Origin of the sequence: Streptomyces sp. NPDC014889 (genome assembly GCF_043081205.1) — a bacterium.
In the GTDB taxonomy this organism is placed as follows: domain Bacteria; phylum Actinomycetota; class Actinomycetes; order Streptomycetales; family Streptomycetaceae; genus Streptomyces.
This window is the reverse complement of the sequence record NZ_JBIBWH010000008.1, coordinates 4,929-27,913: the sequence shown is the minus strand read 5'-3', so window position 1 is coordinate 27,913 and position 22,985 is coordinate 4,929. Positions and strand designations below refer to the sequence as shown.

Genomic DNA, 22,985 nt, shown 5'->3' with positions numbered 1-22,985 from the left:
GCGCACGGCCCGCGAGCGACCCCCGCACGACCCGTCGAACCAGCCGTCCGAGCAGGATCACCCAGAAAGCCGACCATGCGCATCCTCGTCGTGAACGTCAACACCACGCAGTCCATCACCGACTCGATCGGTGAGCAGGCGGTGGGCGCGGCGTCGCCCGGCACCGAGATCGTCCCGCTGACGCCCCCCTTCGGGGCGGAGTCCGTGGAGGGCAACTACGAGAGTTACCTCGCGGCCATCGCCGTGATGGAGGCCGTACGCGCCTACCCCGAGCCCTTCGACGCCGTGATCCAGGCCGGCTACGGCGAGCACGGCCGCGAGGGCCTCCAGGAACTCCTCGACGTACCCGTCGTCGACATCACCGAGGCCGCCGCGAGCACCGCCCAGTTCCTCGGCCGCAGCTACTCCGTCGTCACCAGCCTGGACCGCACGGTCCCCCTGATCGAGGAGCGCCTGCACGCCGCCGGGCTGAGCGCCCGGTGCGCCTCCGTGCGCGCCAGCGGGCTCGCCGTGCTCGATCTGGAGCGGGACGAGAAGGCCGCCGTCGCGGCTATCGTCGACCAGGCCGCCCGCGCGGTGGAGGAGGACCGGGCGGAGGTGATCTGCCTCGGCTGCGGGGGCATGTCAGGGCTCACCGAGCGCGTCGCCGAACGCACCGGGGTCCCCGTCGTGGACGGCGTGACCGCCGCCGTGACGATCGCCGAGTCCCTCGTCCGGCTCGGCCTGTCCACCTCCAAGGTGCGCACCTACGCGCCGCCGCGGCCCAAGCGGATGGTCAACTGGCCCCCGAGTGCGCGTTGACGCAGGTCGCGCGCGGCCCGCACAGGCCGCCGCGACGAACTCCGCTCCGCCAGGAAGGTCTTGACTCATGAGGTTCGGCCATGAAGACTCCGTCTACAGGAAACTCATTTCCGCTCTCCGGAAGACTGCATGGTGTGCGGGTGAGCGACAGTGAATAGAGGAACAGCACCAGAGGAGGGGCGTCCGTTGCCCGACGTACAGCTCGTACTGCGCTCCACGCGCGTCGTGACCCCCGAGGGCGTGCGCCCCGCGTCCGTCACCGTCGCCGACGGCCGGATCGTGGCCGTACTGCCGCACGACGCCGAGGTGCCGGCGGGAGCGCGGCTGGAGGACGTCGGCGACGACGCTCTGCTGCCCGGACTCGTCGACACCCATGTCCATGTGAACGACCCCGGGCGCAGCGACTGGGAGGGCTTCTGGACCGCCACCCGGGCGGCGGCCGCCGGCGGCATCACCACCCTCGTCGACATGCCCCTCAACTCGCTGCCGCCGACGACCACCGTCGACAACCTCCGCGTCAAGCAGGAGGTGGCCCGCAGCAAGGCCCACATCGACGTCGGATTCTGGGGCGGCGCGCTCCCGGACAACGTCAAGGACCTGCGGCCCCTGCACGACGCGGGCGTCTTCGGCTTCAAGTGCTTCCTCTCACCCTCCGGGGTCGACGAGTTCCCGGAGCTGAACCACGACCAGCTCACCGCCTCCATGGCGCAGATCGCGGGCTTCGGCGGACTGCTCATCGTGCACGCCGAGGACCCGCACGAGCTGGGACGCGCCCCCCAGCTCAGCGGCCCGAAGTACGCCGACTTCCTGCAGACCCGCCCCCAGGTCTCCGAGGACAGCGCCATCGAGGGCCTCATCGCGCTGGCCCGCCGGCTCGGCGCGCGGGTCCACATCCTGCACCTGTCCTCCTCCGGCGCGCTGCCGCTGATCGCCGCCGCCAAGCGCGAGGGCGTCCGCCTCAGCGTCGAGACCTGCCCGCACTACCTCACCCTCACCGCCGAGGAAGTCCCCGACGGGGCCAGCGAGTTCAAGTGCTGCCCGCCGATCCGCGAGGCCGCCAACCAGGACCTGCTCTGGGCCGCGCTCGCCGACGGCACCATCGACTGCGTCGTCACCGACCACTCGCCGTCCACCGTGGACCTCAAGACGTCCGACTTCGCCACCGCCTGGGGCGGCATATCCTCGCTCCAGCTCAGCCTGTCGGCCATATGGACCGAGGCGGCCCGGCGCGGCCACGCCATCGAGGACGTGGTCCGTTGGATGTCCGAACGCACCGCGAACCTCGCCGGTCTCGACCGCAAGGGCGCCATCGCGCCCGGCCGGGACGCGGACTTCGCGGTCCTGGCCACCGACGAGACCTTCACCGTCGACCCCGCCGCGCTCCAGCACCGCAACCGCATCACCGCGTACGCGGGCAAGACCCTGCGCGGCGTCGTGAAATCCACCTGGCTGCGCGGCGAGCGCATCTACGACCCCGCGCTCGACGACCGCTTCACCGAGCCCACCGGCCGACTTCTGGAAAGGACGAACTGATCACCGTGACGGCGACCCTGAGCTTCACCGGCGACGCGAACCCCTACGGCGGCGGCGACCCCTACGCCGACTACCGTACGGCCGACTTCCCCTTCACCAGGCACGCCAACCTGGCCGACCGCCGGCTCGGCGCGGGCGTCATCGCCGCCAACGACGAGTTCTTCGCCCAGCGCGAGAACCTGCTGGTGCCCGAGCGCGCCGACTTCGACCCCGAGGACTTCGGGCACAAGGGCAAGGTCATGGACGGCTGGGAGACCCGCCGCCGGCGCGGCGTCTCGGCCGAGCACCCCTGGCCCACCGAGGACGACCACGACTGGGCGCTGATCCGGCTCGGCGCGCCCGGCGTCGTCCGCGGCATCGTCGTGGACACCGCCCACTTCCGCGGCAACTACCCGCAGGCCGTCTCCGTCGAGGGCGCCTCGGTCGACGGCGCCCCCACGCCCGGGGAACTCCTTGCCGACGACGTGAAGTGGACGACCCTCGTCCCGCGCACCGCGGTCGGCGGCCACGCGGCCAACGGCTTCGAGGTGAACGCCGAGCAGCGCTTCACGCACCTGCGTGTCAAGCAGCACCCCGACGGCGGCATCGCCCGCCTGCGGGTGTACGGCGAGGTCGTGCCCGACCCGGCGTGGCTGGCCGCGCTCGGCACCTTCGACGTGGTGGCGCTGGAGAACGGCGGCAGCGTCGAGGACGCCTCCAACCTCTTCTACTCGCCCGCCACCAACACCATCCAGCCGGGCCGCTCCCGCAAGATGGACGACGGCTGGGAGACCCGCCGCCGCCGCGACCAGGGCAACGACTGGATCAGCTACCGCCTCGCCGGGCACACCGAGATCCGCGCCCTGGAGATCGACACCGCCTACCTCAAGGGCAACAGCGCCGGCTGGGCGTCGGTCTCCGTCAAGGACGGCGAGAACGGCGAGTGGACGGAGGTCCTGCCGCGCACCCGCCTCCAGCCCGACACCAACCACCGCTTCGTGCTGCCCGCGGCGGCCGTCGGCACGCACGCCCGGGTGGACATCTTCCCGGACGGAGGCATCTCCCGGCTCCGCCTGTTCGGCGCGCTGACCGAGCAGGGCGCGGCCGCCCTGGCGGCCCGCCACCAGGAACTGGGCGGCTGACCCGGCCGCACCCGCGGGGCGCCCGTCCGCATGGACCGGCGCGCCCCGCCCGCCGGGTCCGCCGGGGCCGATGAGTTTCGGGGGGCGGTGGGGTCTGTACCGGTGACGGGGAACCGCACCGGAGGACCCCACCGGAAGACCCACCCGAAAGAGAGGCACCCGCCATGGGCAAGCTCGTAGTCACCGCTTTCGTGAGCATCGACGGCGTCCGCCAGGCGCCCGGCGGTCCCCGGGAGGACAACCGCGACGGCTTCACGCAGGGCGGCTGGAGCGTTCCGTACGGCGACGAGGACTTCGGCGGTTTCATGGCCGAGGTGTTCGACCGCGCCGGCGCCTTCCTCCTGGGCCGCCGCACCTACGACATCTTCGCCGCGTACTGGCCGCAGGTGACCGACCCCGCCAACCCGGTCGCCTCCCGCCTCAACACCCTGCCGAAGTACGTGGCCTCCACGAGCCTGACCGATCCCGCCTGGCAGGGCACCACCGTGATCTCCGGGGACCTCGCCAAGGAGGTCGCCGCGGTCAAGGAGCGCACCGGGGGCGAACTCCAGGTCCACGGCAGCGGCGACCTCGTCCGCTCCCTGCTGGCGCTCGACCTCGTCGACACGCTGCACCTGCTGACGTTCCCGGTCGTACTCGGCGCGGGACACCGCCTGTTCGAGGAGGGCACCGTCCCGACCGCCCTCGCTCACACCGGTGGCCGTGTCACCGGGAGGGGTGTGTCCATCCAGTCGTACGACGTGGTGGGACGCCCACGATACGGCTCCTACCAGGATTAACTTCCCGCGAACTCATCGAATTTGACGGTGAACTCCTGCGCTTGTCATTGACATGCCACTATCTACGCGCGTCATGATGGGCGCATGACATTCCCCCCGCGTACCACCCGGATCGGCGCCGCGGGCGCCCTCCTGTCCGCTCTCCTCGTCGGCGGCACCGTCGCCGCGGCCCCGGCCGACGCCGCCGCGACCGCGGTCGGCAGCATCTGCTACAGCGCGCTGCCCTCACAGGCGTACGACACGCTGCGTCTGATCGACAAGGGCGGCCCCTTCCCCTACTCCCAGGACGGCGCCGTCTTCCAGAACCGCGAGGGCGTCCTGCCCAAGCAGTCGAGCGGGTACTACCACGAGTACACGGTCGTCACCCCGGGCTCCCCCGACCGCGGCGCGCGGCGCATAGTCACGGGTCAGAAGACCCGGGAGGACTACTACACCGCGGACCACTACGTCACGTTCAAGCTCGTCAACTTCGGCTGCTGAACCACGAGTCCACGGCACGTCCCTCGCCCCGCGGAACCTCCACCCACACCGGCCGCGGGGCGGGCGGCCGTCCGGCCCCGGCTCGGACGGGGCGGTGCCGGGCAGCCGCACTCGGGTGCCGCGGGTACGGCCCGGTGACGGCGCCGGTCAGGGCCGCGGAGCGCTCAGCGCCCACAGCGCGGTGAGCAGGGTGCCCGCGCACAGCGCCATCCCCACGGCGGCCACCAGGCTCCCGCCGACGAGGAACGCCCCCGCCACAGCGCCCAGGACCAGCCCGAACGCGGCCGCCCGGGCGCCCGGCCACCACCAGGGCCGCGCGGAGAGCGACGCGGCGTCGACCGGGGTGAAGGAGTCCTTCAGGGTCGTACGGACCACCGCGTACTCGTCGAGCACCCGGCGTGGCACAACGCGGCGCCGCCGCCCCAGGGGCACCGGACGGGTGCCGTCCGGCAGCCGTACCGCCACCGCGCCGCGCGAGCGCGCCCCGTGGTGGGCGCTCACCTCGACCGGGCCGCGGAGCTCGTCGAGGACGGGATGCCACATGATCCGCTGCCAGACCGCCGGCCCGTCGCTCGCGCCCGCCTCGGTGAGCCGGAGCCACAGGGTCTCCGACAGCGCCCGTGGGGAGGCGGCCCGGGCACCGCAGTGCACCGTCGCGGTCATCGGCCGCGACGGCCGCCGCGCCGCCCGCCGGAACCGCAGCCCGCGCCGGACCCACACCGAGCACAGCCCGGCGGCCGTGAACCCGGCGAGCAGGACGGGGACGAACAGGTCGTCCTCGGTGGCCGTCTCCTCCGGGTCACCGGGAAAGCCGCGCGGGTCCGTCTCGTCCGGGTCGTAGGCGACGGGGAAGCGGCGGCCCTCGGTGTAGCGGTCGGTGTCGTAGATCTCGAAGCGCTGCACGTGCTCACGGCCCGTGCGGTCCTTCCAGCGCACCCGGATGTCCTCGGTGTCCCCGAGGCCGTCCTCGACGACCACGCCGGTGGCGCGGGCCGTGGCCCGGTCGCGGGCCTGGCCGTAGGTGTACGCGTGGAAACCCAGCCAGCCCGCGAACAGCGCGAATCCGGTCAGGGTGGCCGTCACGCCCAGCAGGGCGACGCGCAGGGCGGGGCCGGGGCGTCTCATGCTCTCTCCGCCTTCTCGGTCCCGGCCTTCTCCAGCAGGGCGTGGACGGGCGCCGGGTCGCCGCCGTCCACGGCCGTGACGAGCACCTCGTACAGGTCGACGACCGTGCCGTCGGGAGCCGTGAGCACGGTGCTGATCCAGCGGGAGGCGTAGGACCAGCCGGCTTCCAGCAGCAGCGGCCTCAGGGTCGCGCCCATGGCACCGGCCAGTACCCGCCTGCCGGCCGTCCTGCGCAAGGCGGCCGGCAGCCGGCGCAGCCGGGGGTGGGTCCGGTGGGCCAGGCCGTACCAGTCGTCGTCGGCGACGGCGTCCAGTGCCGCGCGCAGCGCCAGGGTGGGGGAGGGCTGCCCGGTCGCGGCCGGCAGCGCCTCCGCGCGGGGCCCGCCGTCGGAGGGGAGGCGGAACCTGTCGGGGTCGAGTTCGAGCAGGCGCACCGGCTTCAGGTCATCGGGCCGGAGGGCGCCGCCCCGCACGCCGCCGCCCGCCTGGAGCGTCCCGCCGGGTCCGTCCGCGCAGGCCAGTCGCCGGACGCACCAGTCGGCGACCGCCTCGGCGTCACGCAGCACGAGCGGGGCCGTGCCGTACGCCGTGCGGTCGCCGGTGTCCGGCAGCGCGGCCGTCCGTACGGACGACGGCGGATGGGTGGCGATCGCGTAGGCGTCCAGGGCCTCGTCCTCGGCGTCCTCTCGGGCGGCCCGGTCCCGGACCAGCGGATCCTGGAGGGCGAGGTCGAACGCCTCGTAGAGGTCCACCGGATACGTGCCGTCCTCGGCCAGGTCCTCCGCCCAGTCCTGCGCGAGCCCGTGGAAAGCCGACTCGATCACGGCGACCCGCTCGACGGCCTCGCGCACCGCGGCGCCGCCCACCACCCGGGCGGCCTCCGCGTCTGCCGCCAACTCCTCGTGCCAGGACCATGGCTGGGTCGCGCGCAGCAGGGGAGTGGCCAACGGGGCCAGTGGCCGCAGGCGCCCCTCGAGCCGTTCGGCGACCGCGGCGCGAGCCGCCAGCAAGGCACGTGAGCGACGGTCGTCGAAGTGACGCCGGTGGGCCAGCTCGTGCGCGATCACGGCGGCCAGTTGCGTGGCCGGGAGCGCCCGGACCAGCGGCAGTCCGAGCAGCAGCGCGTAGGCGTGTCCGCCCGCGACCCTCACCCGGCCCGTGACCACCGTCGGCTCCGGGAGGATCCGCACCAGCAGGGGAGCGGCGAAACCGGTCCGTTCGGCCATGTCCCGCACCAGCGCCGCGAGTTCCGGCTCGTCGTCCGGCAGTACCGCCCGGCCCGGCAGGGCCTCGGGGAGGACGGCCGCGTACACGGCCGGAAGGAACCACATCATCGGCAGCGCGATCACCGGCCAGGTCCCCCAGGCCAGACCGGCGACCACGACCAGAAGTACGAAGCCGATCAGCGGAAGCCAGGCGACGGCTGCCATGGCCGCGGCGAACAACCAGGCGCGGACCGCCGAGATCTGCGGCCCCCCGGATACGCGACCGTCCATCACACTCCTGTCGTGCCGTGAGGTGTCGGCGGATTCTGTCATAACCGGATCGAACACACGGACGCCGAGTGCACGTACGTCACCGGGCCGGGCGGGGCTGTTCTGCCAGGGCCGGTTCAGGGGCGCAGCGCCGAGCTGCGGCGGGCTGTTTCGGCCATGCGCTCCGGGCGATGGGGCCGTGCGGTCAGTGGCTGGCGGCGGGCTGCTCGGTCATGCGCGTCCGGCGATGGGACCGTCCGGTGAGCGCCTGGCGGCGAGCCGCTCGGTCGTACGTGCTCGGGGACCCGGGCGGCCCCGTCAGGTGCGCCCGGCGGCGGGGCGAGACTCCCGCCGGAGCCCGGAGCCCGGAGCCCGGAGCCCGGAGCCCGGAGCCCGGAGCCCGGAGCCCGGAGCCCGGAGCCCGGGGCCCGGAGCCCGGAGCCCGGAGCCCGGAGCCCGGAGCCCGGAGCCCGGAGCCAGGGTGGGTGAGGAGGCTGGGGGCCATTTCCCCACGGGGGCGGGTCAGGGCCGCAGGACCACGCGCCGGCCGTGGAGTTCGCCGCGCTCCATGCGCCGGTGGGCCTCCGCCGCGGCGCTGAGGGGCTGGTACTCGACCGAGCGGGGCCGCAGGCCGCGCGAGGCCAGGAGGTCGTTGACGGCGGCCGCCGCCTCGGCCAGTTCCGCGGCCGTGGCGTTGGAGATGGCGAAGCCGCGCAGGGAGCCGTCCTTCATGTAGAGCGGACCGACCGGCAGGGTCGGCTCGTCGCGGGCGCCGGACAGGACGACGACGCGGCCGCGGTGGGCGAGGAGACCGACCGCGGTCGTCAGGTCGTTGCGTCCCGAGGTGTCGACGTGGACGTCGACGCCGGACGGAGCGAGCCTCGCCAGCCGCGCCGCGAGATCGGGGGCGTGGTAGTCCACGACCTCCGCCGCGCCCAGGGAGCGTACGTGCTCGTGGTCGCGCGGCGCGGCCGTGGCGAGGACGCGTGCGTTCGCCCGGCACGCGAACTCCACCAGCGCGCTGCCCACGTTGCCGGCCGCGCCGCCGACCAGGACCGTCTCACCGGGACGCAGCCCGCCGTGCGTGAAGAGGGCGAGATGGGCGGTCGCGGCGGGATGGAACACGGCCACCGCCTCCTCCGGGCGCACGCCCGCCGGCAGCCGGTAGAGGCGGTCGGCGGGCACCACGGCCCGTTCGGCGGCAGCGCCCTGGCGGCCGTCGTGGCCCAGGCTGTTGCACCACACCGTCTCGCCGACGGCGAAACCGGACCCCGCGGACGCCACCGTGCCGACGAGGTCGCGCCCCACCACGAACGGGAAGGGCAGCGGCGTACGGAACAGCCCCGACCGGACGTAGGTGTCCACCGGATCGACCGCGGTGGCCACCACGTCCACGAGCACCTCACCCGCCCCCGGCACAGGATCGGGCAACTCGCCGAAGCGGATGACGTCGGGCGACCCGAGCTGTTCGACATAGGCGGCGCGCATGACCACCCATTCTCCCACTCACCTGGCCCGCGCGGCGCGTGCGACGCCGGCGGCCGCGGCCGGTTGAGGCCCGTCAGCGGAAGACGGCCCTGTCCGCGCCCGGGATCTCCGCCAGGCTCACCGGGCGGTGCTCGCGGCGGGAGACCTCGCAGGCCTCGGCGACGCGCAGGGCCTGGAGGGCCTCGCGGCCGTCGCAGGGGTTGGGGCGCTCGCCGTGCAACACCCCTACGAACGCGGCGAGTTCGGCCTCGTACGCGGGACCGAAGCGTTCCAGGAAGCCGGGCCAGGGCTTGTCCGCGGCAGGCGGCCCGGTCGGCTCGGTGGACGCGATCGGCGTCCGGTCGTCGAGGCCGACCACGATCTGGTCCCGCTCACCGGCGAGTTCCATGCGCACGTCGTAGCCCGCGCCGTTGAGGCGGGTCGCGGTGGCGGTGGCGAGCGTGCCGTCGTCGAGGGTGAGCAGCGCCGCGCCGGTGTCGACGTCACCCGCCGCGCGGAACATCGCGGGGCCGGCGTCGGACCCGGCCGCGTACACGCTGACGACCTCACGGCCCGTCACCCAGCGCAGCACGTCGAAGTCGTGAATGAGTGTGTCCCGGAACAGCCCGCCGGACAGCGGAAGCCACTCGGGCGGCGGCGGTGCCTGGTCGGAGGTGAGCGCGCGCACCGTGTGCAGACGCCCGAGGCGACCCGAGCGCACCGCCTCGCGGGCGCCCGCGTAACCCGTGTCGAAGCGGCGCATGAAGCCCATCTGGAGCACCGTGCCGGCGGCTTCGACCTCGGCGAGCGCCTGTAATGTCCCCGGTAGGTCCAGGGCGATGGGTTTCTCGCAGAACACCGGCAGCCCCGACCGTGCCGCCCGGCCGATCAGCTCGGCGTGGGCGGAGGTCGCGGTGGTGATCACCACCGCGTCCACCCCCCAGGTGAATATCTCGTCCACCCCCGGTGCCGCCGTCTCACCCAGCCGCAGGGCGAGGGCCTGTGCCCGCGCCGGATCGGCGTCCGTGAGGATCAAGGAGCCGACCTCTCGATGGCGGCTGAGCGTGTTCGCGTGGATGGTGCCGATGCGGCCCGTACCGATGACCCCGATGCGCATGGGAACAAAGTGAGGGCGGACCCCTGACCCTGTCAATCCGCATGTCCGGACAATCGGACTTCACTACTTCCCGTCAACCGGCCGCGGAGCTACGCTCGGCCCGTGCCGAAACCAGAAGTGGACCCCACCGTCTCACTCGAACTCCGTGTGGACCGGAGTTCCCCGGTACCGCTGTACTTCCAGCTCTCCCAGCAGCTCGAGGCCGCGATCGAGCACGGCGGCCTCACCCCCGGCAGCCTGCTGGGCAACGAGATCGAGCTGGCCGCCCGGCTCGGCCTGTCCCGGCCCACCGTCCGCCAGGCCATCCAGTCGCTGGTGGACAAGGGCCTCCTGGTGCGCCGCCGCGGTGTCGGCACCCAGGTGGTGCACAGCCGCGTCAAGCGCCCGCTGGAGCTGAGCAGCCTCTACGACGACCTGGAGGCGGCCGGGCAGCGCCCCACGACGAAGGTCCTGGTCAACACGGTCGTCCCGGCCTCCGCCGAGGTCGCCGCCGCCCTGGGTGTGGCCGAGGGCGAGGAGGTCCAGCGCATCGAACGGCTGCGCCTGGCCCACGGCGAGCCGATGGCGTACCTGACCAACTACCTGCCGCCCGGACTGCTCGACCTGGACACCGGCCAGCTCGAAGCCACCGGCCTGTACCGGCTGATGCGCGCCGCCGGGATCACCCTGCACAGCGCCCGCCAGTGCATCGGCGCCCGCGCCGCCGCCCCCGCCGAGGCCGAGCGGCTCGCCGAGGCCGAGGGCGCCCCCCTGCTCACCATGCAGCGCACCACCTTCGACGACACGGGCCGCGTGGTGGAGTACGGCACGCACACCTACCGGCCCTCCCGCTACTCCTTCGAGTTCCAGCTCCTCGTACGGTCCTGACGCCCTCGTACGGTCCCGACCTCCCCCGCCATGTCCGGACAATATGACCGCTCATCGGTCCCCGGCCGCGGAACGAGCCATTCCGGTGTCCGATAATGGAACGTTCGGGGCCGGCGGGATCACCATCGGCCCCTTGCGTACGTTCGGGCACAGCAAGAAGGGCACGGCCTCGTGGCACGCTTTCCAACCTGGGTAGTCATCGCGCTGACAGGGGCGCTGTCCCTGTCGCTGGCGGGGTGCAGCAGCACCGGCGGCAAGCGCGCGGAGGACGCCCGCAAGGCCGCGGCGGCCCAGGGCAGGGCCGCGGTGAACACCCCCCGCTGGACCTTCGCGATGATCACGCACTCCGGGGACGGCGACACGTTCTGGGACATCGTGCAGAGCGGCGCCAAGCAGGCCGCCGTCAAGGACAACATCAACTTCCTGTACTCGCACGACGCCGAGGCCCAGCAGCAGGCCCAGCTCGTGGACGCCGCGGTGGACAAGAGGGTCGACGGCATCATCGTCACCCTCGCCAAGCCCGACGCGCTCAAGGCCGCCGTGGCCCGCGCCGAGAAGGCCGGTATCCCGGTGATCACGGTCAACTCCGGATCGGCACAGTCCAGGGCGTACGGCGCCCTCACTCACGTCGGCCAGGACGAGTCCGTCGCCGGTGAGGCCGTCGGGCAGGAGCTGAACGAGCGGGGGAAGAAGAGGGTGCTCTGCGTCCTGCACGAACAGGGCAACGTCGGCCACGAGCAGCGCTGCGCCGGAGTGGCGAAGACCTTCTCCGGCACGGTCGAGAACCTCTACGTCAACGGCACCAACATGCCCGACGTGCAGGCCGCGATCGGCGCCCGGCTCCAGGCGGACAGGTCCGTCGACGCCGTCGTCACGCTCGGCGCCCCGTACGCGGACACCGCCGTCAAGGCGAAGGCCGACGCCGGCAGCCGGGCCGAGGTCGACACCTTCGACCTGAACGCCAGGGTCGCCGCCGAACTCAAGGACGGCACACTCGGCTTCGCCGTCGACCAGCAGCCCTATCTCCAGGGCTACCAGGCCGTCGACCTGCTCTGGCTCTACAAGTACAACGGCGACGTCCTCGGCGGCGGACGGTCGGTGCTCACCGGCCCGCAGATCGTCACCAAGGACCAGGCGGCCACGCTGGAGGAGTACACGAAGCGAGGCACCCGATGAGCCGCACCACCACCGGCCGACCCGTCGCTCCCGCCGAGACCACAACTGCCGAAACGTTTCTGCGGGCCTCGGTGCTGCGCGGACTGCTCACTCGCCCCGAGCTCGGCTCGGTCGTCGGCGCCATCGCCGTCTTCGTCTTCTTCGCCTGCGCCGCGGACGGCTTCCTGCGTGCCTCCAGCCTCAGCACTGTCCTGTACGCGTCCTCGACGATCGGCATCATGGCGGTTCCGGTCGCGCTGCTGATGATCGGCGGCGAGTTCGACCTGTCGGCGGGCGTCATGGTGACGTCCTCCGCGCTGGTCTCCTCGATGTTCAGCTACCGGATGACGGCGAACGTCTGGGTCGGGGTCGGCGTATCACTGCTGGTCACCCTGGCGATCGGCGCCTTCAACGGCTTCATGCTGACCCGCACCGGACTGCCCAGCTTCATCGTCACCCTCGGCACCTTCCTGATGCTGGCCGGGATGAACCTGGGCTTCACCAAGCTGATCGACGGCACCGTCTCCACCAAGACGATCGGCGACATGGAGGGCTTCGCCGGCGCCCACGCGGTGTTCGCCTCGACGCTCACCCTCGGCGGCGTCGAGGTCAAGGTCACCATCCTGTGGTGGCTCGGCCTGGTCGCCCTCGCCTCCTGGATCCTGCTGCGCACCCGCGCCGGCAACTGGATCTTCGCGGTCGGCGGCAACAAGGACGCGGCCCGCGCGGTCGGTGTACCGGTCACCAGGACCAAGACCGGCCTCTACATGGGCGTGGCCCTCGGCGCCTGGATCTGCGGGCAGCACCTGCTGTTCTCCTTCGACGCGGTGCAGTCCGGCGAGGGCGTCGGCAACGAGCTGATCTACATCATCGCCGCGGTCATCGGCGGCTGCCTGATCACCGGCGGACACGGCAGCGCCATCGGGTCGGCGGTCGGGGCGCTCCTGTTCGGCATGACCAGCAAGGGCATCGTCTTCGCCGAGTGGAACCCCGACTGGTTCAAGTTCTTCCTCGGAGCGATGCTGCTCCTCGCGACCCTGCTCAACACCTGGGTCCGCAGGCGGGCGGAGGCCACCAAATGACGCAGACCGAAGCACGTACGATCACACGGACCGAAGCGCGTACGGCACTCGTGGAGCTGTCCGGCGTCAGCAAGCACTACGGCGGTGTCCGCGCCCTGGAGGACGTCGGCCTGGAGGTCCACGCCGGGGAGATCACCTGTGTCCTCGGCGACAACGGCGCCGGCAAGTCGACCCTGATCAAGATCATCGCGGGACTGCACCAGCACGACGGCGGCGTCCTGCGCGTCGAGGGCGAGGAGACCCGGTTCACCTCCCCGCGCGACGCCCTGGACCGGGGCATCGCCACGGTGTACCAGGACCTGGCGGTCGTGGGCCTCATGCCGGTCTGGCGGAACTTCTTCCTCGGCTCCGAGCCCCGCAAGGGGACCGGCCCCTTCAAGCGCCTGGACGTCGACCTCATGCGCAGGACGGCACGGGCCGAACTGCTGCGGATGGGCATCGACCTGCGCGACGTCGACCAGCCCATCGGCACCCTGTCGGGCGGCGAACGCCAGTGCGTCGCCATCGCGCGCGCGGTGCACCTCGGAGCGAAGGTGCTCGTCCTGGACGAGCCGACCGCGGCGCTCGGCGTGAAGCAGTCGGGCGTGGTGCTGAGATATGTGGCGGCAGCCCGCGACCAGGGTCTGGGCGTTGTGTTGATCACCCACAACCCGCATCACGCCTACCTCGTAGGCGACCGATTCGTCCTGCTGCGGCGAGGCGCCATGGTCGGCCACCACACCCGGGACGGGATCACCCTGGACGAGCTGACCCGGCAGATGGCCGGAGGCAGCGACCTGGACGATCTGCGCCATGAGCTGCAAGGGTCCTGAGGGCCTGCGGGCTTGTGGCATCATGCGGCTCCGCGGCGCGGGCGCGACGGCTCCCGCGCCTCCCCGTCCGGTACAAATACCGGTACAAACCGGGCGCCGGACCCTGGGTGCCCCGTACGGAACCCTTACCCGGCGTGCGGCAGAATCGGGCCCGATGAGCACCTACCGCGACCTCACCGCCCCCATCGGCTCCCGACGCGCTCCCGTGCTGCGCACGGTCGGCACCCGGGAGCGGCGCTCCCACCTGACCGCGCCGCGCGTCCCCACGGTGGGCATCGACATCGGCGGCACCAAGGTGATGGCGGGCGTCGTCGACGCCGACGGGAACATCCTGGAGCGGCTCCGCACCGAAACCCCGGACAAGTCCAAGAGCCCGAGGGTCGTCGAGGACACCATCGTCGAACTGGTCCTGGACCTGTCCGACCGGCACGACGTGCACGCCGTCGGCATCGGCGCGGCCGGCTGGGTCGACGCCGATCGCAACCGCGTGCTCTTCGCCCCCCACCTGTCCTGGCGCAACGAACCGCTGCGCGACCGACTCTCCGAACGTCTGTCCGTGCCGGTCCTGGTCGACAACGACGCCAACGCCGCCGCCTGGGCCGAGTGGCGCTTCGGCGCGGGCCGCGACGAGGACCACCTCGTCATGATCACGCTGGGCACCGGCATCGGCGGCGCGATCCTGGAGGACGGCCAGGTCAAGCGGGGCAAGTTCGGGGTCGCCGGCGAGTTCGGGCACATGCAGGTCGTGCCCGGCGGCCACCGCTGCCCGTGCGGCAACCGCGGCTGCTGGGAGCAGTACAGCTCGGGGAACGCCCTGGTGCGGGAGGCGCGCGAGCTGGCCGCCGCCGACTCCCCGGTCGCCTACGGGATCATCGAGCACGTCAAAGGGAACATCGCCGACATCACCGGGCCGATGATCACCGAGCTGGCCCGCGACGGCGACGCCATGTGCGTCGAGCTGCTCCAGGACATCGGCCAGTGGCTCGGCGTCGGCATCGCCAACCTGGCCGCCGCCCTCGACCCGTCCTGCTTCGTCATCGGCGGTGGCGTCTCCGCGGCCGACGACCTGCTGATCGGCCCCGCGCGCGACGCGTTCCGGCGACACCTCACCGGCCGCGGTTACCGCCCCGAGGCCCGCATCACCCGCGCCCAGCTCGGCCCCGAGGCCGGCATGGTCGGCGCCGCCGACCTCGCCCGGCTGGTCGCCCGCCGCTTCCGGCGCGCCAAGCGCCGCCGGGTCGAGCGGTACGAGCGCTACGAGCGGTACGCGCAGGCGCGGCGCGAGGCCCGGGAGGCGCTGTGACGATGTCGCTGCCACGCCAGGCGGCGCCTCCGGACGGCCGGCCACCGCGCGTCGAGGACCGTCGGCGCCGCAACCGCCGCAGGGCCCTCACCCTGCTGATCATCGTGCTGCTCATCGGCGTCCCGGCCGGCTACCTGGTGATCTCCGCCAACCAGAGCCGCGACAGCGGCAAGGACAAGGAGGCCCGGTACGCGGTGAAGGGCCTCGCGCCCGGCTACCCGTCCAAGGTCCAGCGCCGCCTCTACCAGGTCCCGATACCGCACCCGGCCGACCGGATCTCCTACTACGAGACCAACAACTGGAAGACCAGCCGCCTCTACGTCCAGTTCCGGACCACCGAACCGGGCCTCACCTCCTTCCTGGAGGCCATGGGCGTCAACCGGAGCGATCTGAAGGAGGGCTCCGTCACCGTCGGCGCCCGGGACAAGAAGACCACCGGCTGGACCTTCACGAGCCCCGGCCCCTGGTGGGGCCTCACCCACAGCCAGAAGAACCCGGCCCCCACGCAGGACGTGGTCGTGAACCTGTCGAACCCGGTCCTGCCGATGGTCTACGTCGTCTCCCGCACCGTCCCCTGACCCCGGCCGCGGCCCGGACCAGGCCGCCGGAGCCGATTGTCAGACCCCGCCCGTAGAGTCGAAGACGACTGGACCGGACGGCGAGCGGGAGGTGACAGGACGTATGAGCGACATGGCGACCGGCGCGACCGCCGGCGCGACGGACGCGGCCCCCGTGTCCCCACGCCTCGCCGCCGTCTTCCTTCCCGCGCCTCTTCCCCGGGACAGCCGTGTCGCCTTCTGGGACGCGAACGGCGACGTATGGAAGGGGAGCGACCTGGCTGCCGCCCCTGACGGGGCCGGCCGAGGGGCCGACGCCCGCTCGGAGCGCGCGGAACAGGCGGTCACAGGGACGCCGGGGCCGCGCGGCGGGGGAGCGGCTGTGCGGACGGAGCTCACCGTCGTGCGGCGGCACGGACAGGGGGCCCGGCGCAGGAGCGCGCCCGCGTTGTCGCTGCCGATCGAGGACGCGCTGCCGCACCTCGTCCGGGCACGGCACGACCCGGCGGCGCATCCCGCCACGGCCTGCTGGGGCGCCGCCGCCCTGCACGCGTTGCGGCTCGTCGCCCGTGGGCGGCTGCTCCCCGGCCTGACCGCCACCGGGTACGACGCCTGGCGCGCGGGCCCTCTCGACCCGGACGACATCGCCCACCTGCGCGCGATCGCCGCCGCCCTGCCCCACGAGGGCCACGCGGTCCCGCTGCCCGGCTCCGGCCCGCTGCGCCTGCCCGAACCGGAGGCGCTGCTGCGCACCTTCCTCGACGCGGTGGCCGACACCCTGCCCCGCACCCCGGCCGCACCGCACACCTCCGGCAGGCCCTTCGCCGCCCGCGGACCGCAGCGCCTGCCGCACGCCCACGACTGGGCGGCCGAGGTCGCCGCCGGCATGGACGCGGGCGTACGCGTCTCACTGCGCCTGGACCTCTCCGCGCACAGCCTGTTCGACGGCGACGGCGACGGCGACGGCGACGGTGGGGGCGGGGGCGCCCGCGGTGCGGGCGCGGCGATCGTCCAGGTGCACAGCCTCGCCGACCCCACCCTCGTCGCCGACGCGGCGGCCCTGTGGGCGGGCGAGGCGGACGCGGCCTTCGGCCCGCGCGCACGCGTGGACGCCGCCCTGGCCGTACGGCGCGCGGCCCGCGTCTGGCCACCGCTGGACCGGCTCTCCGAGCAGGAGGTGCCCGACGTCCTCGCACTCTCCGAGGCCGAGGTGAGCGAGCTGCTCGGCGTGGCCGCGACCCGGCTCGCCACGGCCGGCGTCGCCGTGCACTGGCCGCGCGACCTGGCCCAGGACCTCACGGCGACCGCGGTCGTGCGCCCCGCGCCGGGCTCCGCCAAGGACGGCACCGGCTTCCTCGAGAGCGAGGAACTGCTCAGGTTCCGCTGGCAACTGGCGCTGGGCGGCGACCCGCTCAGCGACGCCGAGATGGACGTGCTCGCCGAGGCCCACCGACCGGTGGTGCGGCTGCGGGACCGCTGGGTGCTCGTGGACCCGGCCCTCGTCCGCAAGGCCCGCAGACGAGACCTCGGCCTGCTCGACCCGGTCGACGCGCTCTCCGTCGCCCTCACCGGCACCGCGGAGGTCGACGGGGAGACGGTCGAGGCGGTGCCCGTCGGCACGCTGGCGGCCCTGCGGGACCGGCTCACGGCCGGCGTACGGCCCGCCGAACCGCCACCGGGCCTCGAGGCCACCCTGCGCGACTACCAACTGCGCGGCCTGGGCTGGCTCGACCTGATGACTTCCCTCGGTCTCGGCGGCTGCCTCGCCGACGACATGGGCCTCGGCAAGACGGTCACTGTCATCGCCCTGCACCTCAAGCGGGCGCACCGCGAACCCACCCTGGTGGTCTGCCCGGCCTCCCTGCTGGGCAACTGGCAGCGGGAGATCAACCGGTTCGCCCCCGGCGTCCCCGTCCGCCGCTTCCACGGCCCGGACCGCACCCTGGACGGCCTCGACGGCGGCTTCGTGCTCACCACGTACGGCACGATGCGCTCCGCGGCGCCTCTGCTGGCCGGGCAGCCCTGGGGCATGGTCGTCGCCGACGAGGCCCAGCACGTGAAGAACCCGTACTCGGCGACCGCGAAGGCGCTGCGTACGATCCCGTCCCCCGCGCGCGTGGCCCTCACCGGCACCCCCGTGGAGAACAACCTCTCCGAACTGTGGGCCCTGCTCGACTGGACCACGCCCGGGCTCCTCGGCCCGCTGAAGTCCTTCCGCGCCCGGCACGCCCGCGCGGTGGAGAGCGGCGGGGCCGAGGACAACGGCGAGGCCGTGCGGCGCCTGGGCCGCCTCGTACGCCCGTTCCTGCTGCGCCGCAGGAAGTCCGACCCCGGCATCGTCCCCGAGCTTCCGCCCAAGACCGAGACGGACCACCCCGTTCCGCTCAGCCGCGAACAGGCCGCCCTGTACGAGGCCGTGGTGCGCGAGTCGATGCTCGCCATCGAGACCGCGGAGGGCATGGCCCGGCGCGGGCTGGTCCTGAAGCTGCTGACCTCGCTCAAGCAGATCTGCGACCACCCGGCGCTCTACCTGAAGGAGGAGCACGCGCGCGGGGGTGACCGGCCGGCGGCGCGCTCCGGCAAGCTGGCGCTCCTGGACGAACTGCTGGACACCCTGCTCGCCGAGGACGGTTCGGCGCTGGTCTTCACGCAGTACGTCGGCATGGCCCGCCTGATCACCTCCCACCTCACAGGCCGCGCGGTCCCCGTGGACCTTCTCCACGGCGGTACGCCGGTCCCGGAGCGCGAGCGCATGGTGGACCGCTTCCAGAGCGGCGCGACCCCCGTCCTCGTCCTGTCGCTGAAGGCGGCGGGCACGGGCCTGAACCTCACGCGCGCGGGCCATGTCGTCCACTTCGACCGCTGGTGGAATCCGGCGGTCGAGGAACAGGCCACCGACCGCGCCTACCGCATCGGCCAGACCCAGCCGGTCCAGGTGCACCGCCTGATCACCGAGGGCACCGTGGAGGACCGCATCGCCGAGATGCTCGCCGCGAAGCGCGCCCTGGCCGACGCGATCCTCGGCACGGGCGAGTCGGCGCTCACGGAACTGACCGACCGCGAGCTGTCCGACCTGGTCTCGCTGCGCAGGGAGGCCTGATGGACGAACGCCCCGCCGACGCGGCCCGCCGAGCCCTGCGAGCCGCCCGCGAACAGCAGACCGGGCCCCTCGACGGACCCGCGGACCGGCGCAGGCCCGGGCCGGACGACCCGGCCGGTGCGGGGAGCCGTCCCGGGGACGCCGCACGGGACGCCCTGCGGCGTGCGGTGTCAGCCCGGCGCGGCGACGGCACGGCGGAGGAGGGGGCCGCGGACGAGGGGGCCGGGCACGGGCCGTCCAAGGCCGCGGAGGCCGCGGAGGACACAGAGACCGCAAAGGACACGGAGGGCACGGAGGAGTCGGAGGAGTCGGAGGAGTCGGCACCCCGACCGGCGGTGCCGTCCTCCGGCGCCCCGGCGGACGGCGCCGCACCACGGCGGCCCGCGGGGGCGCGTCCCTCGGAGGCCGCGCGCGAGGCGCTGCGCGGCGCCCTGGCCCGGCGTGCGGCCCGTGCGGAGCGCTCCGGCGAGGACGCCGCACAGGCGGAGCCCCGGACGCGGGACCTCTCTGCCGCGAGCCCCCCGACGAGCGTCCTCACGGCGAACCGCGCCACACAGGACCGCGGTCCTGTCGCCTCCCACGCGGACGGGCCGCCCACCCCGCCCGCCGGCCCTCCGGACCACACGCCACAGGAAGCCGTTCCTGGCGCCCCCTTCGCGGACGTCCCCTGGGCGGGGACGGGGTCCCCCCTGGTGCCGGACGGCCCCGAGCGCCTGGCGCCGCCCCGGACGCCCCGCACGATGGCCTCCCCACGCCGGGACGGTGAACTCCGGCGTACGTTCCCGGCGTTTCCGGCGCGGGAGGCGGATGCGGCGCGGTTCGCCGAGACCTGGTGGGGCAACGCGTGGATCGACGCGCTGGAGGAGGGCGCCCTGGACGCGGCCAGGCTGGCCCGCGGGCGCGAATACGCGCAGACGGGGCACGTGGACGCCGTCACCGTCACCCCGGGACTGGTCCTGGCGTACGTGCAGGGGAGCCGTCCGCGCCCGTACCGGGTCCAGGTACGGCTGCGGACGCTGGACGACGCCGACTGGGACCGCTTCCTGGACGCCGTGGCCGAGCGCCCCGGGCACATCGCCGCGCTCCTCGACAAGGAGATGCCCCAGTCCCTCGCCGACTGCGGTGTCCCGCTGCTCCCCGGCCCGGGTGACCTGGAGCCCCACTGCAGCTGCCCCGACCGCGGCCACCCCTGCAAACACGCCGCTGCCCTCTGCTACCAGACCGCACGCCTGCTGGACGCCGACCCCTTCGTCCTGCTGCTGCTCCGCGGCCGGGGCGAGCGCGAACTGCTCGACGCCCTGTCCCGGCTGAACGCCACCCGCGCGGCGCGCGCCGCGCAGGAGCGGGAACCGGAGCCGTTCCCGGGGATGCGAGCGGCCGAGGCGCTGGTCGAGAGGCACCGCCCGCCGCTGCCGGCGCCACTGCCGCCACCCCCGCACCCGGAACAGCCCCCGGTGTACCCGGCGGCGCCGGGCGGCCCCGACCCGTTCGCCCTGGACCAGTTGGCCACCGACGCCGCCGCCCGCGCCCACGCGATGCTCACCACCGGCCGCGACCCGGTCGGCGGGCTCACCCTTTGGCAGGACGCGGTACGACTCGCCGCCGCCCGCCCCGGCTCCGGACTGACCGCGGCCACCCGCGCCCTGTACGCCTCGCTCGCCGCCACCACCGGCCGCAGCACGGCCGAACTGGCGCGCGCGGTGGCCGCCTGGCGCCAGGGCGGCGCGGAAGGACTCGCCGTGCTGGAGGATCCCTGGGACCCGCCGGCCGGCCGGTTCGACCGGGCGCGCCCGCTGCTCCTCGCCGCCGACCTGCCCGCCTTCCGCCCCTGGCGCAACCGGCTCACCCACCCCCGCGGTCACCTCCAGCTCCGCCTGGGCCGGGACGGCCTGTGGTACGCGTACGAATCGGAGCCGGACCGCGACGACTGGTGGCCCCGCGGTACGCCCGACCTCGACCCGGTCGGCGCCCTGACCGGCCTGGGCGCACCGGGCGCTCTCTGACAGTTCCGACGTGCGCCTTTTGAATTCAAACCGGTCGATGGCCCGCGGGCGGCGCTGACTGAGTGATATCGGGCGGCTTTTCAGAACGGTGGTTTTGCGTAAGTGTCGTCAGTGCCGATATTGGCATTGTTTACGACGGCCGGCGCACGCTTGAATTTCGGGTTGATCGGCTTTGCCTGGCTGTTTTCCGGACAATCATCCAGGAGGATTGCACGCATGAGGGCTGCGCTTCGACGGTCCCGTCTCAGAACTGCCGGCCTCCTTTCGTTCGTCGGCGCCCTTACTGTCGTATTTCATTCCGTCCCCACCGTGACCGCTGCGGCCGACGCGCTCGAGAGGGCACAAGCCGACGGTCCGAAGGGCGCCGTGAGCGCCGATTTCAGACCCCGGCGCATCACCGGCGGCGGTGACGAAGACCCCCACGGGGATAAAATCGATAAACCGCGTGGGCCACAAGGGCATGGGCCGCACCGCCCACAAGGCAAAAAAGGTCCCCAGGGCCCCCAAGGCGCCCAGGGAGCCACCGGCACGCAGGGCCCGCAGGGCGACCCCGGCCCGCAGGGCTCGGGCCCGCAGGGCCCACAGGGGAACCAGGGCACCCAGGGCACCCAGGGCACCCCTGGGGCGGAGGGCCCCAGCGGCCCGCAGGGCTCGACAGGGACGCAGGGCCCCCAGGGAGCGACGGGACCTCAGGGTGATCCTGTTGCGGGTCCGCAGGGTCCGCAGGGTGAGGCCGGGCCTCAGGGTGATCCTGTTCCGGGTCCGCAGGGTCCGCGGGGTGATGTGGGTCCGCAGGGGGCGATGGGGCCTCAGGGTGATCCTGTTGCGGGTCCGCAGGGTCCGCAGGGTCCGCAGGGTGAGGCCGGGCCTCAGGGGGATCCTGTTCCGGGTCCGCAGGGTCCGCGGGGTGATGTGGGTCCGCAGGGGGTGATGGGTCCTCAGGGTGATCCTGTTCCGGGTCCGCAGGGCCCGCGGGGTGATGTCGGGCCGCAGGGAGCGACGGGGCCTCAGGGTGATCCTGTCGCGGGTCCGCAGGGTCCGCAGGGTGAGGCCGGGCCTCAGGGTGATCCTGTTTCGGGTCCGCAGGGTCCGCGGGGTGATGTGGGTCCGCAGGGGGCGATGGGTCCTCAGGGTGATCCTGTTGCGGGTCCGCAGGGTCCGCAGGGCGAGGCCGGGCCGCAGGGTGATCCTGTTCCGGGTCCGCAGGGTCCGCAGGGCGAGGCCGGGCCGCAGGGTGATCCTGTTCCGGGTCCGCAGGGTCCGCAGGGTGAGGCCGGGCCTCAGGGGGATCCTGTTCCGGGTCCGCAGGGTCCGCGGGGTGATGTCGGGCCGCAGGGAGCGACGGGGCCTCAAGGTGATCCTGTCGCGGGTCCGCAGGGTCCCCAGGGCGAGGCCGGACCGCAGGGAGCAACCGGCCCCCAGGGCGACCCCGTCGCAGGTCCGCAAGGCCCACAGGGGATCCAGGGCTCCATCGGTGCTGAGGGCACCAGCGGACCGCAGGGCGCCACGGGTGATCAGGGACCGCAAGGAGTCCAGGGTTCTACCGGAGCCCAGGGCGAGGCAGGTCCTCAAGGCCCGCAGGGTTTTGGTTCGACTGGTCCCCAGGGCTCCACGGGGCCGCAGGGCACGACGGGCGCTCAGGGACCGCAAGGCGACACCGGACCGCAGGGTCTCACCGGGACGCAGGGCTCTGACGGTGCTCAGGGCACGACCGGGCCGCAGGGCTCCGATGGTGCTCAGGGTTCGCAGGGTTTCCAGGGATTGGCCGGCCCGCAGGGCGTTCAGGGTTTCGACGGTGCTCAGGGCTTGACAGGGGCACAGGGCGCTGTGGGTGCCGAGGGACCTCAGGGTTTCCAGGGTTCGGTCGGCGTTCAGGGTGCGACTGGACCTCAAGGAGAGGCTGGCATTCAAGGCCCTCAGGGCTTCCAAGGGGCCGAAGGTCTTCAGGGCGTCGCCGGCCCGCAGGGCTCTGATGGCGCTCAGGGTTCGCAGGGTTTCCAGGGCTTGGCCGGACCGCAGGGCGTGCAGGGTTTCGACGGTGCTCAGGGTTCAAGTGGCCCTCAGGGCTTGACAGGGGCACAGGGCGCCGTGGGTGCCGTGGGACCTCAGGGCTTCCAGGGTTCGGTCGGCGTTCAGGGTGCGACTGGACCTCAAGGAGAGGCTGGCATTCAAGGCCCTCAGGGCTTCCAAGGGGCCGAAGGTCTTCAG

The 22,985-nt window shown here is 73.3% G+C and carries 19 protein-coding genes; 14 read left to right on the top strand and 5 right to left on the bottom strand.

Going from position 1 to position 22,985, the window contains the following annotated elements; all coding sequences use genetic code 11:
- Window positions 1-75: 75 nt before the first annotated feature.
- The 5 genes from ACF09J_RS17130 to ACF09J_RS17110 all read left to right on the top strand — a co-directional run bounded on the left by ACF09J_RS17130 (window position 76) and on the right by ACF09J_RS17110 (window position 4,714).
- A complete protein-coding gene (locus ACF09J_RS17130) occupies window positions 76-801 on the top strand; it encodes an aspartate/glutamate racemase family protein (RefSeq protein ID WP_392306230.1) in 726 nt (241 codons plus the stop codon).
- Window positions 802-987: 186 nt separating this feature from the next.
- Entirely contained in the window at window positions 988-2,334 is a 1,347-nt protein-coding gene (gene allB, locus ACF09J_RS17125; RefSeq protein ID WP_392306229.1) for an allantoinase AllB, read from the top strand.
- 5 nt (window positions 2,335-2,339) lie between these two features.
- A complete protein-coding gene (alc, locus tag ACF09J_RS17120) occupies window positions 2,340-3,455 on the top strand; it encodes an allantoicase (protein WP_392306228.1) in 1,116 nt (371 codons plus the stop codon).
- A 164-nt stretch (window positions 3,456-3,619) separates the two neighbouring features.
- Window positions 3,620-4,234 (top strand): dihydrofolate reductase family protein, encoded by a 615-nt coding sequence (locus tag ACF09J_RS17115; RefSeq protein WP_392306227.1) that lies wholly within the window; start codon window positions 3,620-3,622, stop codon window positions 4,232-4,234.
- Between the two features lie 84 nt (window positions 4,235-4,318).
- Complete coding sequence (locus ACF09J_RS17110) at window positions 4,319-4,714, top strand: ribonuclease domain-containing protein (RefSeq protein ID WP_392306226.1); 396 nt, start codon at window positions 4,319-4,321, stop codon at window positions 4,712-4,714.
- Window positions 4,715-4,861: 147 nt separating this feature from the next.
- Here ACF09J_RS17110 and ACF09J_RS17105 read toward each other — a convergent pair whose 3' ends face one another.
- From ACF09J_RS17105 to ACF09J_RS17090, 4 genes are all read right to left on the bottom strand, one after another.
- Complete coding sequence (locus ACF09J_RS17105; RefSeq protein ID WP_392306225.1) at window positions 4,862-5,839, bottom strand: hypothetical protein; 978 nt, start codon at window positions 5,837-5,839, stop codon at window positions 4,862-4,864.
- Window positions 5,836-7,335: a M48 family metalloprotease gene (locus ACF09J_RS17100; RefSeq protein WP_392306224.1), complete on the bottom strand. Its 1,500-nt coding sequence runs from the start codon at window positions 7,333-7,335 to the stop codon at window positions 5,836-5,838. Before ACF09J_RS17100 ends, ACF09J_RS17105 begins: the two co-directional genes overlap by 4 nt.
- 501 nt (window positions 7,336-7,836) lie before the next feature.
- Window positions 7,837-8,802, bottom strand: coding sequence for an NADPH:quinone reductase (locus tag ACF09J_RS17095; protein ID WP_392306223.1), 966 nt, complete (start codon window positions 8,800-8,802; stop codon window positions 7,837-7,839).
- 73 nt (window positions 8,803-8,875) lie between these two features.
- Window positions 8,876-9,898 (bottom strand): Gfo/Idh/MocA family oxidoreductase, encoded by a 1,023-nt coding sequence (locus ACF09J_RS17090; RefSeq protein ID WP_392306222.1) that lies wholly within the window; start codon window positions 9,896-9,898, stop codon window positions 8,876-8,878.
- 117 nt (window positions 9,899-10,015) lie between these two features.
- Between ACF09J_RS17090 and ACF09J_RS17085 the strand changes: the two genes are divergently transcribed.
- The 8 genes from ACF09J_RS17085 to ACF09J_RS17050 all read left to right on the top strand — a co-directional run bounded on the left by ACF09J_RS17085 (window position 10,016) and on the right by ACF09J_RS17050 (window position 20,777).
- A complete protein-coding gene (locus ACF09J_RS17085; protein WP_392306547.1) occupies window positions 10,016-10,765 on the top strand; it encodes a GntR family transcriptional regulator in 750 nt (249 codons plus the stop codon).
- A gap of 171 nt (window positions 10,766-10,936) precedes the next feature.
- Window positions 10,937-11,941, top strand: a complete 1,005-nt coding sequence (locus ACF09J_RS17080) for a sugar ABC transporter substrate-binding protein (protein ID WP_392306221.1) — start codon at window positions 10,937-10,939, stop codon at window positions 11,939-11,941.
- Window positions 11,938-13,002 carry an ABC transporter permease gene (locus ACF09J_RS17075; RefSeq protein ID WP_392306220.1) on the top strand — a complete coding sequence of 355 codons (1,065 nt, stop codon included), beginning with the start codon at window positions 11,938-11,940 and terminating at the stop codon, window positions 13,000-13,002. The genes ACF09J_RS17080 and ACF09J_RS17075 overlap by 4 nt, the downstream gene beginning before the upstream one ends.
- A 20-nt stretch (window positions 13,003-13,022) precedes the next feature.
- Complete coding sequence (locus ACF09J_RS17070) at window positions 13,023-13,814, top strand: ATP-binding cassette domain-containing protein (protein WP_392306546.1); 792 nt, start codon at window positions 13,023-13,025, stop codon at window positions 13,812-13,814.
- A 154-nt stretch (window positions 13,815-13,968) separates the two neighbouring features.
- The gene (locus ACF09J_RS17065) at window positions 13,969-15,117 is read left to right on the top strand and encodes an ROK family glucokinase (protein WP_392306219.1); all 1,149 of its coding nucleotides are present in this window, start codon (window positions 13,969-13,971) and stop codon (window positions 15,115-15,117) included.
- A complete protein-coding gene (locus ACF09J_RS17060) occupies window positions 15,114-15,695 on the top strand; it encodes a sugar kinase (protein WP_392306218.1) in 582 nt (193 codons plus the stop codon). Before ACF09J_RS17065 ends, ACF09J_RS17060 begins: the two co-directional genes overlap by 4 nt.
- Window positions 15,696-15,798: 103 nt before the next feature.
- Window positions 15,799-18,774: an SNF2-related protein gene (locus ACF09J_RS17055; protein WP_392306217.1), complete on the top strand. Its 2,976-nt coding sequence runs from the start codon at window positions 15,799-15,801 to the stop codon at window positions 18,772-18,774.
- Window positions 18,774-20,777, top strand: coding sequence for an SWIM zinc finger family protein (locus tag ACF09J_RS17050; RefSeq protein ID WP_392306216.1), 2,004 nt, complete (start codon window positions 18,774-18,776; stop codon window positions 20,775-20,777). The genes ACF09J_RS17055 and ACF09J_RS17050 overlap by 1 nt, the downstream gene beginning before the upstream one ends.
- 80 nt (window positions 20,778-20,857) lie before the next feature.
- Here the strand turns inward: ACF09J_RS17050 and ACF09J_RS17045 are convergent, their stop codons facing one another.
- Complete coding sequence (locus ACF09J_RS17045; protein WP_392306215.1) at window positions 20,858-20,995, bottom strand: hypothetical protein; 138 nt, start codon at window positions 20,993-20,995, stop codon at window positions 20,858-20,860.
- 1,613 nt (window positions 20,996-22,608) lie between these two features.
- Between ACF09J_RS17045 and ACF09J_RS17040 the strand changes: the two genes are divergently transcribed.
- The gene (locus ACF09J_RS17040) at window positions 22,609-22,848 is read left to right on the top strand and encodes a hypothetical protein (protein WP_392306214.1); all 240 of its coding nucleotides are present in this window, start codon (window positions 22,609-22,611) and stop codon (window positions 22,846-22,848) included.
- The last annotated feature ends 137 nt before the right edge of the window (window positions 22,849-22,985 follow it).